Genomic DNA, 16344 nt, shown 5'->3' on the forward strand with positions numbered 1-16344 from the left:
GGATTGCCTATCGGGAGCCGAATAAGTAGGGGATAACATCGCATTTGCGATTGCAGGGAGAGAGCCGCCGGATGAGAGGAAGACCGACGAACGAACAGTTCCGCCACATGCTGGAGCATATGGTCCAAACGATAAAAAACGAAATCGTGGAAGGCTTGTACGAGCCGGGGACCGATTTGCCTTCTGAGAAAGCGCTTGCAGTCCGCTTCGGAATCAGCAATCTGTCCGTACGCAAAGGGCTGGAGATTCTCGCGGGCGAGGGATGGATCGAGAAAATTCCGAATGTGGGCAACCGCGTCCTCCGCAGAAGGCCGCCGGTCGTCCTGACGCTGGGCCTGAACGAAACAACGGTGCGCAATATGGCGCTGAACGAGCTTCTGAAAGACTTTGAGCGGCTGTACTCCTGGATTACGGTGCACGTAAAAGCTTACTCGGCGTCTAAGGAGTACGAACGTGCGGAGCCGAATGCATTTGACGTGTTCACTTTGAGCAACATGCAGTTTCAGCAATTGTGCGAGCAGGGAGGCACCGGTATTCTGGACCCGATCGAAGACCATCCGGACCTGTATCCGTTTCTGAACGAACTGTTCTCGCACGAAGGCCGCGCGGTTCTGCAGCCGATCATCTTTACTCCGGTCGTTTTGTGTTACAACAAGCGGCATTTCCGGGAGCGGGGTTTGGCGGAGCCGACGGGCGGCTGGACCTGGGACGATTTGGTGCGGAACGCGGAGAAGCTGACGGAGGGCGAAAGGTACGGCTTTTGCTTTCATCTGCCGGACGTGAACCGCTGGCCGATCTTCCTGCTCCAGAGCGGGGAGCGCCGGCGACCGCAACGAAGCCCGGATGAACCGGACGACGCAGCCCGACTGATGGAGGGCATTCGCCTTTGCAAGGAAATCGTGCATAACCACAATGTCTTTCCGCGTTATATGTCAGAGAACAACGCCGATATTGAACGGATGTTTCTTGAGGGGAAATTGTCGATGGTGCTTACGAGTTATATGGCGCTGAACGATTGGAAGCAAGCCGAGGTCGAATACGATGTCGCACCGATGCCGTTTCTGCACGAGCCTCGCACGCTAACGGTCGCTACCGGAGCCGGTATCGCGTCCCACTCCGGACATAAGGAGGAGGCGAGGCTGCTCGTCGACTATTTGACCTCCGAACGGGCGCAAAGCTTGATCCGCAAACATACGTTAAGCATTCCTGCGCGGCAGCGAATCGAACCGTCCGGCTGGAGCGGGGAGATCGCGAACGTTCCCGGCCGGTATATGCTGTACCGGGAGCTGATCTTCTCGTACCGGACGCACCGCGATCTGCCGATTGCCGTATCGTCGATGGGCAAGCTGGCCCAGCTGTTGAAGTCGTATTGGGCGAACATGACTGCGGAAGAGGAACTGTACCGGGGCATCGGCGAACTTCTCGATCATCAGGGAGGCGAAAAGGAAAACGGAACATAGGGGGATATAAGATGGCATTCAGCAGGAAATGGAAGCTGGCGGCATGCGTACCGCTTGCTATGGCGGTATTAGCGGGCTGCGGTTCGGACCCGAAAGGAGCCGGCGATCCCGGCGGAGCGCCGGGGACGGGAAGCGGCGATAAACCGCCGGAGCCGTTCACGATGACGATTTACGCGGCGGGAGTGAAGCCGGAGGAATTCGATTCCCGGTTCAGAGGGGCGCTGGAAAAAAAGTTTCCGCATATCAAATTCGATTATCAGACGAGCGACAAGGGCAATTCGATTACGGAAAAGGTGGCGCGCGGCGAAGTCCCGGACATTATCCGGACGGATACGCCGACGATGAAGTCCGGTTACCTCGATCTTCAGCTTGGTTACGATCTGCGGGAGCTTGTAGCCAAGCACAAATACGACTTGAATCGCTTCGTGTCGGCCTTCATTCAGGATAATATCGACACAGGTCAGACAGGCGCGCTTTACGGATTGCCCGTGCCTCCATATTTTCCGGCCGTTCTGTATTACAATAAAGACTTGTTCGACAAATTCGGGGTTCCGTATCCGCGCGACGGCATGAGCTGGGACGAGGTGTACGATCTGGCCGTCAAAATGTCGCGCACCGACGGCGGCAAAGTGTATCGCGGCTTCAGCTCAAGCCTGATTGCACTGCTGCGCGACAATCCGTATTCGCTCCCCATCCTCGATCCGGAGAAGGACGGCTTGGCGGACCAGACGAAGTGGAAAGCGATATTCGATAACTTCAAGCGGTTCCACCAGATTCCGAACAATGCCGTCGAGAGTACGTTCGCGCTGGAAAATGCGGTGTTCACGAAGGGACAATCCGCGATGTATTTGGGACAGCACAGCATCTACTTCGTCGTCCCTCCCGAAGTGAACTGGGATATCGTCTCCGTGCCGACGCTTGCCGGAGCGCCGAAGCTGATGGGGCAGCGGAGCCCGGCCTACTGGTCGATTACGCAGCAGAGCAAGCATAAGGACGAGGCGTTCCAGGTTATTATGGAGATGCTTTCGGACGAGGTGCAGATGCAGGATTCGCGTAACGGCATTCCGACTACGCTGGTCAAAAAGGAGATTCGCGACGCGCTGGGGAAGGCTCATCCGATCTATTCCACGAAGAATATGAAAGCGCTAACATTATACGAGCCGACCACTCCTACCCCCAAACGGGGCAAAGACAAGGCGAGTGTACCCGGCAGCCTGCAGGAAACGATTATTTGGCAATCATTCGTCAAAACCGCGCAGGGCCAAGCCGACGTCAATTCGGTGCTGCGGGAAGCGGACGAAAGGCTGAAGCAGGAACTGGAAAAAGATAAGAACAAATAACGGCTGGTCAGACTGCCGGAGTGAAACGACATAGCGGCGCATAGCCGTCGGATAGAGGGAGAGAACAGCTGTGCAAAAGGCGACAATGACCATAGCGCGTTCAGGCAGAATCGTATTGGAGGAAAGGGAACTGCCGGTCCCCGGCGAGCATCAGGTGCTGATCCGGACCGAATGCTCCGCAATCAGCACCGGCACGGAAACGATGGTACTGCGGGGCAAAGCGGACGGAACGAGACTCGGCTATAATTCGGTCGGGATCGTCGTAGCCAAAGGAGCGGGTGTGGAAAATGTGGAGATCGGCCAGCGCGTAGCCTGTTATGGCGAAGGAGCGCATGCGGATTACCGGCTTGTGCCGAAATTTCTCGCCGTCCCTGTCCCCGATCACGTCGATCCTGAGGAAGCGGCTTTCGCCGGTCTCGGCGCCATAGCGATTCATGCGCTGCGTCAAGCGGGCATGCAGTTCGGGGAAACGGCCGTGATCGTCGGTCTGGGCATCCTCGGTCAGATTGGCGCGCAGATTGCCAGCGCCGCCGCTTACCGGGTCGTCGCGCTGGATCTGCTGGCGGCCAGGTGCGAACTGCTAAGAACGATACTTCCGGATGCGGCCGTGTACGAACGGGCGGAGGAAGTGCAGCCAGTCTTGAGTCATATTGCAGGAAACGGAGCGGATAGTGTGCTGTTGTTCGGCGGCGGCAAAGGAGACGGTCTGATCGACCGCGGAATCGGCTGGCTGCGCGACCGGGGCAATATCGTGATCGTGGGCGTGCCGGACACGACGTTTACGCGCAACGCTTTGTTCCATAAGGAGGCGCAAATCCGGATCTGCCGCGCCGGCGGTCCCGGAAGGTACGATGCGAGGTACGAGCAGGAAGGCTTTGATTATCCGGACGGATATGTCAGATGGACAGAAGGCAGAAATGTGGCTGAATTCGTCCGGCTATTGGCAGGAAGAAAGCTATCTTTAAAGCCGCTGATCCGGCATCGCTTCGATTTTCAGGATATCGATCAGGCGTACCGGTTATGCAAGGAGGCGCCGGAACAGACGATGGGCGTACTGATCCGGTATTAGAGGCGCGCTTCTTCCTGTACTACATGTTCCCGAAAGGAGCCTGAGGGATGAACAAGCTGGCGAAGGTGGGGATTATAGGCTGCTTGGTGACGACATTCGCAGGAGGGCATGAGCTGCATGGACCGGAACGCAGCGTGCGGGCGGAGTCTGTGTCCGTTCCGGCCCCGATCCCGTATTATACCGACAAATGGACGATCGTTCCCAAGTGGAGCGCCTCTCCCGCGATAGACGGCATCTTGGACGAGACGCTGTGGAACCAGTCTTCCGTGCTGGACGGTTTCGCAACCGCTTATTACGAGTATCCGCTTCCGCATCAGGTCGAGTACAAGGCAGCCTACGACGAAGACTACTTGTACATCGGCGGAATCATGGACAACGCCGAATCGGACACACTGGCGGATATCGAGATTGTGATAAGTCCGCAGATGGAAGGCGACACCCATTATGTCGCCCGTCTGACGGTAGACCCGAACGACCATTCGGTCACAGACACGACATGGAGTCCGCAGCGCGGCGATCATACGGCCAATCCCGGACGCACGATGTTAACCGGTGTGAATTACGAGATAACCGCGGCCGGGAGCGGCGTTACGGTAGAGGCAGCCATCCCGCTTGCCGCTATCGTTCCCGGCGGCGCCGCTACTGGCGACGAATGGCGGGTGAACATCATTCACGTCCATCGTTCGCTGACCCGGCCGCTTACCGCGTGGGTGCCGATCCGCCATTCCGATCATTGGGACCGCTTCGGCGAAGGAGGGCGGCTGTACGGTGGAGTCGTCAATCAAGGCCGGATGGGCAGCCTGTTTTTCGGACAATTTCCAGGCTCGCAAGCGTCGGGAGCGAGTGCCGCCGTACCTTGGATGCTGGAACAGGCCGAGCTTACTTACAACGGTTTTACCGGGAAAAGGCTCCGATTCAAGCTTCCTGGCCCTATTCTGAATGAGGACAAGTTTCGGCTGATGTGGAAAGGTCCGGATAGCGGCTGGCAGCAATTGGAGGAATTCGATCTAACGAAGTCGGGTGGAGTTTACGAACTCGACTTTGAGCATCCCGCGCCGCTAAAGGACGGGGCTTACCAATTGCGTCTTGTCGTGTCGCCTTCGGCTCAGGCGCAGCCTAGGGCGACGACGCTGCTGTTCGACCGCGAGAGTATGATCGCTTCGGGCTTGTCGATCGCACCGCGGATGCAAGGTTCCGATGAATCGCCGGTCGCAGTCGTTCCGTCCGCTCCGTCTGCGAGAGTGCAGCAAGCATTATCGCTTATTCCGGAGCAGCCGGGATACCGCTATGTCGGCTTGCCGGAAATGCCGGAGCTTTATCCCGATAATCTGTACACGTTGTCGGCTGACGGTCAGAGCCTGATCGCATCGAGGACGGGCACGGTGTATCCGAACGCTTCGTTTGCCGAAAACAAAGAGTATGTGACGACCAACGGCAAAGGCGAGACGGTACGTATTCCGTATTACGAAGATGGCGATGGCAAACAGTACTTCATTACCGGACATCTGTGGTATTTGCAGAAAAACAAGGCGCTTAGCGAGACGAAGGCGATCGCTCAGACCGATCCGCTTGGAGCGGCGCGATTGTTATACCGTTTCGCCCAAGCCTACGAAGGCTACAATCCGACGATCGATCAGGCGTGGAACTACCACTCGATCAGCCGCCCCGCGGGCCCTCCGTATTCGTATTGGGGCGGGATGTGGTACCGCTGGTACGGCTCCGATCTGTTGTACTTGACGTCGCTTTTCCAGGCTTATTCGCTGGTCAAGAAAACCGATGCGTTCGAAGTGCTCAGCGCCGAGGCCGGCGAAGACGTGGAAGCCAAGTTGCTCCGCGATATGTTCGGTCCGTCCTTGGACTATGTACTCGGCTATACCGTACATCTCGGCAATTTGTCCTATACGAACTGGAACGGCATGATTGAGGCGGGCAAAGCGCTAAACGAACCGGATTATATTCACTTTGTCGTGGCGCAGATGGAAGAGTTCATGTCGACTTTGTTTTTGTCCGACGGTTTCTGGCAAGAGGTGTCGTTGTCTTATCATATGGAATTGATAAGCGGCATCAAGCAGGCGGCCGACAAACTGAAGGGCTGGACCGACCCGGTTGGCTACGTCTCTCCCCGTACGGGAAAACGACTGGTAAACTTGGATATGGCCAGGGATTATCCGATTATCGGCAAAGCGCTGGAGTACCAGAAGCGGCTCGTTTATCCGGACGGCCATTATTATCCGATTCAGGATACTTGGGCGTATACGAAAGTTTCGGCACCCGGGGATACCGGCTCCACACTGCTGCCGGCAGCGGGGATCGGCCGGCTGTCCGGCGGCCAGGGACTCGATCAGACCCAGCTGTATATGAGCTTCCAGCCCAAATATCCGACCCATATCCATTACGACCCGTTGAATCTCGGGCTGTACGCATCGCGTCAGGAACTGCTGCCCGACTTGGGCTACACGTTCAATACGTTTTACCGCTGGTATACATTGTCCACGATGGCACATAACACCGTTGTCGTTAACAGCCGCAATGCGGTCGTCAGCGGAGATGCGGTCCACGGCGGCAATGTGGAAGCGTTCGTTCCGCAAGAGAGCGGGTTCAAGGCCATGCGCGCTTCCTATGAGAGCGCCTATCCGGTAACCGAGGAGTACAGGCGGGAGCCGTGGTTTGTACCGTTTGCGGACGGAGACGGCCAGCAAGGCTACGTGCTCGACCTGTTCCGCGTATCGGGAGGGAACCGGCACGAGTATACGCTGCAGGGCGACGCGAATCGGGATGCTTATTTTGACACCGGAATGACGCTGAACGACTATGGGCCTTACTTGCTGCCGCCCGGTACGACAGTGGTGCCCCCGGTCAGCAACAGCGACAGCGGGAGTGCGGAGGGGAACTACCCCGGATACATCTATGTGCGCGATGTGAAGCAAGCGGTGCTGCCTCACGACCGGTACGAGCTGACGCTAGTTACCGCCAAAGACGGCTCGCCCGGATCGAAGCTGAATATAACCGGACTGCTGGAGCCGGGAGTAAACGAGCTGTACTTGGGGCGCTCGCCGTCGCTGAAGTCGGCCAGGCTGGAAGGCCGGAATATGGACAATAACGACGAGGCGGTCAAGTATACGCTGCCGAAGCTGGTGTTGCGCCGCGACGGTACGAATTTGAAAAGCACGTTCATCACGCTGCTCGAGCCCTATGCCGGCAAGGCGACGCCGCGAATCGAGGCGATCGACAGGCTTCAGCCGGAACAGGCTCCGGAAGGAGCGGTCGCCGTTAAAGTCGCTTATGGCGGCACGACGGATTTGCTGCTGAGCAATCCGAACTATGCCGTACATCAGATGCCCCTGGTCGTTGGCGACGTGACTCTGTACGGAGAAATGGGACTGATCCGTCATGTCGACGGGCAAGTGCGGGAGATGAAGCTGACGGGCGGTACGCTCCTGAAAAAAGGGGATCGGGAGCTGAGCGGGGCGGGAACGGCGGCGGGGACCGTCGTCGGGACGCTTCGGCTGGCGGACGGAGACGACTATGACGGAATCCTGACGACCGCGAGCGTACCCGCATCGGCGGCAGGCCGCTACGTCATCGTCGAACACCCCGACGGAAGCAAGCGCGGGTTCCTGGTACGCGAGGTCCGTCCACACGGAAACCGGACGCTGCTTGTATTCGATCGGGAAGATCCGGGCTTCGTCGTGCGCGGGGACGGAAGCTCGGCGCAAACTTCGTTTCCGATGAAGCAATGGACCGGACTCCATACGTTCTTCATAAGCAATGTCGAACGGGCCGAATGGCCTGCCGGCGATCCGCCCGCAGTTTCACGCTCAGGGACCGTGATCGGGGCGGTTTACGACCCGTTTGGTCAGCCTGTACCTAGAGCGCGGGTCAATCTGACCGGAAATCAGGGACTATCCTCCAATACGGGTGCCGGCGGTACGTACTCGCTTTCCGGCGTGCCGGAAGGATGGCAGCGGGTTACGGCGACCAGTCCGGGGCATGTTCTTACCGTTTCCGATACGGTCTATGTCGCCGCCGGACAAACGACAGCGATCCCGCTTTCCTTTACAAAGTTATTGCCGCCAACCGTGACCCAGGTCACCTATGTCGGAACGCTCGCAGGCAGCCAAGTGACGGCAATAAGCTCGGCTTCGGGTTATGTGTATCTTGTACCTTCGGCGACTGAGCCGACTCCATCCGCTTTGGAAGCGGCTGCGGTTACGGTAGGCGGAGCGGTGTACGGAACACGATCGGCGGCAGTCGCCGGCGTGCCCGCTTATCTGGAAACGACAGGGATGCAGGAGGGCTTGTATTCGATCTATGCGGTAGACGAACAACATCAAGTATCGTCAGGAGTTCCTGTCATCCTGATATCGGGTTATCTCCCCACTGTGGAAGATGCACACCCGTTGGCGCAATATTCGGGCGTGTGGACGACATTGGAGTCATCGTTAATGTCCGGCGGCAGCTCCAGGCAGACCCGAATCGCCGGCGGTTCCGTCGACATACCGTTTTACGGCACACGTGCGAAGGTGCTCAGTCTGGTCGGCGGTTCCCGCGGCAAAGCGGATGTGTACGTGGACGGCCTGTACCGGGGGAACATCGATACGTACAGTCCGAACGTCAAATACCGGCACGAAATATTCGATACCGGTTCTTTGCCCGAAGGCGTTCACGTCATTCGCATCGTGGCTACCGGCGAGAAACGTCCCGAATCGACGAACACGTTCGTTAATTTCGATTCGCTTCAGGTGACGGGCTCCGCTGCTATAGGAGCCGACTAACGGCTCTTTATAAGGAAGAAACCAGATCCGTATTGCGATTCCGATTATTCTATATCGCCCTAAACCGCATATAGTGGGTGATGGGAAGCGGGCCGAATGGAAGCTTCACGGCCCGCCCCATAACTGAAATGAAGGAGTGGATTGGTCTGAGAAGGAAAGGTTTGCGGTATGCGGCGGTTTGGCTGCTCGTCATTGGAATGGTGGCTGGGCTGTCGGGTCAAGCGATGGCATGGGGAGGAACGTACATATACGCGCCGACCGGCACGATCTCGTCACCGGGCATGTACAGCGGCAGTATGCATTGGGTTCAAGACGCCGCGACCTCGCACTTTGTCGTGACGGTACTCGATACGTCCACCAGTATGGTCATTTACTCGACTCCGTTTATCGCCCAGAGCGCGCCAGTCGGTGCTACGCTAGGCAGCTACTCGATTCCGGCGGAAGACTTGTGGACCATCCCGACCGGCATTACATACGAGCTGTCGGTCTCCACGTGGAGCGGGCATCCTCTAATCGGGATGACGCTGATCGGCTTGGACAAAACGAGCGTCGTTTTTTAATGCGGACCCGGACCTGGCCTTTTCAGAACAGAACGATACACAAAGAAGATTCGAACGGGTAGCTGAACGGGATTTTGTCGTTGGATGGATGCCTGTGCGGACGCCGAACACTTTAAGAAAACGCCCTGTACGGGGCGTTTTCTTCTTAAGTATCCAGAATATTCAGGTTTTTCATCATACTAAAGCAGACAAGGGGCCCCTTCCTTATCAAGTCGGCAAGTGCTGCAAGTCGTTCATCGTGGGCGGTCGTGCGGATCTTTTTTTGCCTTTCTTCATTTCAGAGGAAAACCGAATATGAGCGGTTTGTGAGGTTGTCGATTCAATGTGTAGAAGTGATAGCAGGCCGTTCCAAGTGAAAAGTTACCTTCTTCTGCTCAAACAGGTTGTCCGGAATCCCTTGATTGAATAAGGATTGTAAGGTAGGGGATTCCAGACAAAACTCGCCAGAAGGTAATCTTTTCCCTTTCCACTTGGTTGTCCATATTGAATCGACAGGCTCGTTTGTATCTGTTATTTTGTCCGAAACCTGCTTGGATGGGGAAATAGGAGCGGTTAGGAACTGCTACTATCCGCGAACGGGTGCAGACCCGGACGGTTGACCGAAATAAGGGGTGCAAACCGCCTCTATTGGTTTCGGCCTTGCGAAAAGGCCGTAAATAGCGTGTGCCAAAAGCTCTTATTTTGTTTAGAGCCCGCACGCGGAGACGGTTTTGGCGAAGGCGAACACAACCTGCGCACAAAAATGAGGGTAACGAGCTTCAGCTAAAGTCGAGTCGTTACCCCAAAACCTGACCAAACAAGCGGCTGGAGCCGGGGTGACGCATTTCATTCCACACGCCAAAGTAGTGGGTTGCACGCAAAGGACCGCCCCCGGATGTACGATATTATCCCCTTTAAAGTAGACAGTGTTTAGAGTCGACACTAAAGGATTTGCCGGACGGTTTATTCATAAATCTATCAGGCGTGTACGTTAAGGGATAACCTCCCGGCGGAGGGGCGAAAGTTTATTTCCGGCAAGGAAGAAATCATATTGCTTCCCGTTTAAACGTGGTGTATGATGTTGCTGTGCATTATATATAATACATAAAATAGTGTTTGAGCTATGATCTCATCTTCCGAATTGATCCGGGAAAGGAGAGCGAAGCTTCCATCCTACGATCCGCGAGCGGGGGCGAATCCATGTTGCTGATTGTAACCAAAGATCAGGTTGTTTCCGCATTCCGAGAACTGGGGGCGCGTCCCGCCGACATGCTGCTCATTCACTCTTCCCTGAAAAGCTTCGGCCGCGTCGAGGGCGGTCCGCTAACCGTGATCGACGCGGCCAAAGAAACGGTGACCGCAGACGGAACCGTCGTGTTCCCGACGCTGGTACAGCGGGATTTTCAGAACGCTTACCTGAACTGGGACGTGAACCGTTCGCCCTCCGACGTCGGTCTCCTTACCGAGACGTTCCGTCTGCTTCCGGACAGCATCCGCAGCGATCAGGCTACCCATTCGGTAGCGGCCTGGGGCAGCCGGGCAGCGGAGATTACGTCCGAGCATACGGCGTACGGTCCTCGAATGGGCGTATTCGGAGACTATTGCTTCTCCTATTCGTCACCCTGGCAGAAGATGTATCTGAGTAAAGCGCTTATTGTATTTATCGGCATCAGCATGGTGTACAACACCTTCAAGCATTTCGCAGAGTATGTGCTGATGGAGCACTACTACGGCGGCATCCCGGATCCCGCTTTAAAGTGTGACGCCATGTCCGCGGTCGCGCGGCATAACGTGCCGGGCGTATGGCCGTTTCACGATGCCGCCAAAACGCAGCAAGCGCTGGAAGAACTCGGTCTTGTAGCCCGTACAACATGCGGAAACTCGGAAATGATGGCCATTCGGGCGGATCAGTACGTGGACACCGTATTGCGTCTGTTCAAGGATAACCCGGCCGCCTGGTTCGATGCCGATACAACGGCGTGGGTCCGGACTTGCACCCGTGAAAGTTCCAATACTCGATAAAGAGGAGCGATAACGATGTTTATCGATATCCATGCGCACGCATACCGGAAGCCGGTACCGTTCGTCGTACAATTTTGCACAGCGGAACAGCTGCTTGAACGTTACGACGAGCTGGGAATCGAGAAGGGCGTGCTGCTGCCGATCGTCAGCCCGGAGATTTACATTCCGCAGGCGAACGAGGACATTCTCGATATGGCCGAGAAATACCCGGACCGGTTTATTCCTTACTGCAATGTCGATCCGCGTGCGCTGACCAATTCGGCGGAGGCTCCGCTAGACCGTATCCTGTCCTACTATAAGGACCGGGGATGCAAAGGAGTCGGCGAGATTATGCTGAACGTGCCGCTGATGAATCCGCTTGTGCAAAACTTGTTTCGTCACGCGGAGCGTGTCGGTCTTCCTGTCGTCTTCGACGGCTCCGATCAGGTCGGCGGCTCGTTCGGCTTGTACGACGATCCGGGCTTGCCGCAGCTGGAGCATACGCTGCAGCGGTTCCCGAATCTGATTATGTTCGGTCACGGGCCGTTGTTCTGGGCCGAGATCGGACGTCTGGAGACGCCCGGGGAGCGGGCGATCATTTTTGATCTGAAGGGCGGCCAGGTCGGGCGTCTTCCCGAAGGACCGATCAAGGAAGAAGGAGTCGTGCCGAAGCTGTTCCGCAGGTATCCGAATTTGTACGGCGACTTGTCGGACTACACCGCCTGCAATGCGATATCACGCGATCCGGAGTACGGTCCGAAGTTTTTGACGGAGTTTCAGGACCGGTTGTTTTTCGGTACGGATATATGCTTTCCGACGATGCCGGTTCAGCTCGTGGATGTGCTGATCAACTGGCGGGATACGAAAAAAATCAGCGAAACGGTGTTTAATAAAATCGCCCGCGAAAATGCGGTCAAATTTTTCGGGTTGTCCTGAGTTCATCCCTATGCAAAGTCCGGTAGACAGATCGAGCCGCTTCCGGTGAACTCCGGTTGCTTGTTGAAGCGAAACGGCCCGGAAGCGCCATACCTGAACCTTCGTGGGAAGAGAAGCCGCTTCCACGGCATGTCGATGATGCAGCGCAGGAGGAGTGTTCCAGAGCCGAATATTCCTCCGGCAAGGTCCGACAGTGAGCGTACGAGTGATGCAAAACTCTTGCAACTTAGTAGGGGATCATTCGACACGACTAAGAGGTCATACCATATTACTAATTGAGTAAATGAAATGTATTGGATTCAAGGAGATGAGCATACGGACGGAAACAGTCTCAACACACCGATCCGGCAATACGATAACAATCCGGCCGATCTATTATGTAAAGGGCGGAGAGCAAGACTCGTACGAGATTCAAATACAGTTCTGCGGATACGATTGTGGAGGAGCGTGGTTCTTTCGGCTCTTTTTTTGTTTGGAATTTTGTTCGGCAGGAGCCGCGGCAGGATTGTATATTCGTTTCGCGAATACAAATAAGCAAACATAACAAGGGGGAATCGGTGTTGAAACGGGATGCCCGCTCCTATTTGTACCGGGTGGCCATCGTGCTCGTCGTGGTGTCCGTCATACCCGCTCTTCTTTCAAGCGCTTACAATACGAACTTGATTATGAAGCAAACCGTCCAATTGGTCGATTCGAAAAACGAGACCGAGCTGATCCGCACCGGAACGCTGATGGAACGGACGCTGCAGCAAATTATAGACTTCGCCAGCGCTACGGCGGCTGATACGCGATTCGCCAACTTGCAGACGGCGACAGATCAGTGGAAAGCATGGTCCGAACTCAACAAGCTTCTGTACGCCAATCCATTTATTGTGGAATACATGCTGTATAACGGCCGCGACCAGTCGCTGCTTATATCGAATTACGGGATCGAACGGAATGCGCAGCGGAGCAGCGTCCCCTGGATCGTCACGCAAGCCCCCAAGCTCCCTTTGTACCAGTTCGAGCTCAAGGACGGACGTTCGCAGCAAGGCAAGCCATTCGTTTCCATCGTTCAGAAGCTCCCCGGGCAGCAAGGGGAACCGAACTACTTTATATTTAATGTGGATCTGGATAAAATATACAATTCCTTCTTGAGCGAGCTGAACGTCAATACGGAGCTGAACAACTACTACTTGACCGATGCGGGCGGAACGATCATGTACCACCGGGATAAGGAACACATAGGCAAACCGATGTCGGGTATGAAACATGACGACTCGAATATCCGGATCAACCGGCATAAGCTCGGCGCTTTCAATTGGGAATTAGTCGGCGAAGTCCATACAGAGCTGCTGTACAAGGACGTTACCGTCCTCAAAAACAAAGTGTTAACCGTCGTCTTCGCGATTATCGCCCTCGCGGCCTTGTTCATTGTGATCGGCGCTCGGGAGCTGTATAAGCCGTTCCGCAGCATCGTCTCCCGGTTCGCGGAGAGCGAGGAGCTGCTCAGAAAATCGCAGCTGCGCCGCCTGATTCTAGGGGAGACTGCCCTAAATCCTCATACGGAGAGGCTGATACGTGATACGTCGTCCCGCCTCGTCGTTGCTCTTATTACTCCAACCCCGCAAGAAGACGGCGAGAAGTCCGCGGAAGCAACGGCGACGCTTATGCAACATCTGGAGAACCGCTTGACCGCATCGTTCCGGGCCGAACTGTTCCGGGAACCGAACGGGGACGGCTTAGCGCTGATTCAATTGGAGCACGGGGATGCGAACCGGTTCGTAACCGAGCTGCTGCTCGCCCTCGACGCCAAGCAGATGGAGTCGACCGTGATCAGCATCGGCGGCATCCACTCCCTGGACAATATTCATAAATCTTATATCGAAGCGATGTATGCCTATAATATCGGCCGGATCTATGCGACGGACAGCCGGCTGTACTGCTACAACAAGCTGCCGATGGACTACGAGGCTCCATTAAAAGCTCCTGCCATCGAGGAGCTGGAGCTGGCGATCCGGCAGCAGAACGAGCGGAGTTTCACGGAGACGCTGAACGTCCTGTTCTCCGAACAGTTGACCGTCGTAGAGTACAATCTCAACTTTTATCAAGTCGTCTCGCTGCTGCTCCGTCTGTTCGGCCAGAACAGTCTCTCGTTTCTGAACGAGCTGAACCGGCTTATTACGGATAAGGGTATTATGAACGTTACCGCAGCCAAGCAGTTCGTCTTCGCCAAATTCCACAGCTACCGCGACTATGCCGAGGAGACGAAAGATTATGCCGGCAAAATCCGGGATTATGTCGCCAACCACTACACGGTTAACTTCTCTCTGGACGAGATGGCGGAACATCTCGGCATTACGAAGCAGCATCTGATTACTGTTTGCAAGAAGAGATACAACCGGACCCCAGTCGAATATTTGAACGAATACCGAATCGAGGAAGCAAAGCGGCTGCTGTCCGACACCCGGACGAAAATCGCCGACATCGGCACCCGTTCCGGCTTCAACAGCAACAGCTACTTCGCCAAAGTGTTCAAGCAGTACACCGGTATTACGGCTTCCGAGTACCGGGAGCTCCTATTCGACCGCAAAAGGGAGCAGGAGCCGCAAACCGCCGACAATTAGCCGATACGCTATCATGTCCGCCGACCGCATAGCTGTCGGCATTTTTTACGTTGTATTACAATATTCAACTCGTTGTAACGAGCCCGGAAGCGATATAATTCAACGATTTTAATATATTGTGATTGAACGGCGGGCCCCCTTTGGAGTAGGTTGAGGATATTCCGGCGCCCGGGGCTGGGATCGGAGAGAATAATGGAAATAGGGAGGTTTTTTTCATGAGGGGACGGTTAAAAACGGTACCGTTATCGCTGCTCGCTGTTGCACTGCTTGCCGGCTGCGGCAGCGGCGGGGCAACCGGCGGTGACAAGACCGACAACGGCAATGAGGACAAGGGCAAAGCGGCGGAAGGAAAAAACAAGGAGCCCGTCGAAGTTGTATTTTATGCCCAAAACGGCATGACGCCGGCCGATTTCGACAATCGGTACGGCAACAGCCTGAGAAAGAAGTTTCCCGAGTATACGATCAAGTACATCCAAAACACGGGAAAAGGGATGGACGTCGCCAGCATGCTCGCCGCCGGTACGCACTACGATGTTTATTTCGCCAATGTCGGTTACTTCGAGGACGAATTCATCTCCTATAATCTGCAATTCGACATGTCCGATCTGATCAAGCAGCACAAGGTCGATCTCAACCGGTACGACCCGTCGGTCATTAGCGGCGTCAGAGCTTCAAGCTACGGCATATATGCGCTTCCCGTCGTAACCGATTCGATAGGCATCATGTACAACAAAGATATTCTCGATAAGTTCAGCGTCCCTTATCCGAAAGACGGCATAACCTGGGGGGAACTCTACGATCTGTCGCGCAAGCTGACAAGAACCGAGGGCGAGAAAAGCTATATCGGCTATGCGCCGTTTGTTAATTACATGTTATATATGAATCCGCTTTCTATTCCGCTTGTCGATGAAAAGACGGGCACGCCCACCATCAACCGGGACGAACGATGGAAGAAATTTTACCAGACCTTGCTCATCGCTCCGACCGAAGTGCCCGGCGTTCAGGATTACTTGAAGAAGCACGACGTGCTGAACGGCTTTTTCATTGACCAACAGGTTGCGATGCTCGGCGGCATTACCGCTTTTGCGGCCAACAGCCGCGGCGACCAATTGAGCAAATTCAACTGGGACTGGGTAGCCATGCCTCCGTTCCAGGATTTGCCGGGCGTAGGGGGTCAGCCCTATACCCAATATTTCGGCATTACAAGGATGGCGAAAACCAAAAATACGGCGGATGCCGCGATGGAAATGCTGAAGCATCTCAGTTCGGACGAGTTCCAGACGGAAATCGCCAGAAAGGGCTTTATGCCGGTCCTGAAAAATATGGACGTCAGGAAAGAATTCGGACAGGATACGAAGTATAAGGATAAAAATTGGGGCTCCTATTTCTATAATAAACTGGCGGAGGTCCCGTATAAGAGCGTGTACGAAATCCCGATCTCCAATCTGTATGTGGCTAATATGAATCAGGTTATGAAAGGCGAGATCGATTTGAATACCGCTTTGCGGCTGTCGGAAGAAACCGCGGCGAAGAAGCTTCAGGAGCTTAAAGCCAAGTAGACACAACCGCAGACGCTTGATGGTCGCAGCGTCTTTCGGAGCAGAGGAGGCTTGAAACG

9 protein-coding genes are annotated in these 16344 nt (G+C 55.3%); all 9 read left to right on the forward strand.

All coding sequences use genetic code 11. The annotated features are described in order from the left end of the window. Nucleotides 1-71 precede the first annotated feature (71 nt). Nucleotides 72-1460, forward strand: a complete 1389-nt coding sequence (locus PV433_RS06365; protein WP_332071345.1) for an extracellular solute-binding protein — start codon at nucleotides 72-74, stop codon at nucleotides 1458-1460. 11 nt (nucleotides 1461-1471) lie between these two features. Further along, entirely contained in the window at nucleotides 1472-2800 is a 1329-nt protein-coding gene (locus tag PV433_RS06370; protein WP_332071346.1) for an ABC transporter substrate-binding protein, read from the forward strand. A gap of 70 nt (nucleotides 2801-2870) precedes the next feature. Beyond that, entirely contained in the window at nucleotides 2871-3869 is a 999-nt protein-coding gene (locus tag PV433_RS06375; protein WP_332071347.1) for a zinc-dependent alcohol dehydrogenase, read from the forward strand. 47 nt (nucleotides 3870-3916) lie between these two features. Then, nucleotides 3917-8644, forward strand: a complete 4728-nt coding sequence (locus PV433_RS06380; RefSeq protein ID WP_332071348.1) for a carboxypeptidase regulatory-like domain-containing protein — start codon at nucleotides 3917-3919, stop codon at nucleotides 8642-8644. Between the two features lie 161 nt (nucleotides 8645-8805). Beyond that, nucleotides 8806-9204 (forward strand): hypothetical protein, encoded by a 399-nt coding sequence (locus PV433_RS06385; protein WP_332071349.1) that lies wholly within the window; start codon nucleotides 8806-8808, stop codon nucleotides 9202-9204. Nucleotides 9205-10383: 1179 nt separating this feature from the next. Next, on the forward strand, nucleotides 10384-11205 hold the full coding sequence (locus tag PV433_RS06390; RefSeq protein WP_332071350.1) for an AAC(3) family N-acetyltransferase: 822 nt from the start codon (nucleotides 10384-10386) through the stop codon (nucleotides 11203-11205). Nucleotides 11206-11220: 15 nt separating this feature from the next. Continuing rightward, entirely contained in the window at nucleotides 11221-12120 is a 900-nt protein-coding gene (locus PV433_RS06395) for an amidohydrolase family protein (protein ID WP_190926806.1), read from the forward strand. Nucleotides 12121-12677: 557 nt separating this feature from the next. Beyond that, the gene (locus PV433_RS06400) at nucleotides 12678-14726 is read left to right on the forward strand and encodes a helix-turn-helix domain-containing protein (protein WP_332071351.1); all 2049 of its coding nucleotides are present in this window, start codon (nucleotides 12678-12680) and stop codon (nucleotides 14724-14726) included. 215 nt (nucleotides 14727-14941) lie between these two features. Then, nucleotides 14942-16285 (forward strand): ABC transporter substrate-binding protein, encoded by a 1344-nt coding sequence (locus PV433_RS06405; protein WP_332071352.1) that lies wholly within the window; start codon nucleotides 14942-14944, stop codon nucleotides 16283-16285. Nucleotides 16286-16344 lie beyond the last annotated feature (59 nt).

The organism is Paenibacillus sp. GYB004 (assembly GCF_036577605.1).
Lineage (GTDB): Bacteria > Bacillota > Bacilli > Paenibacillales > NBRC-103111 > Paenibacillus_AB > Paenibacillus_AB oceani.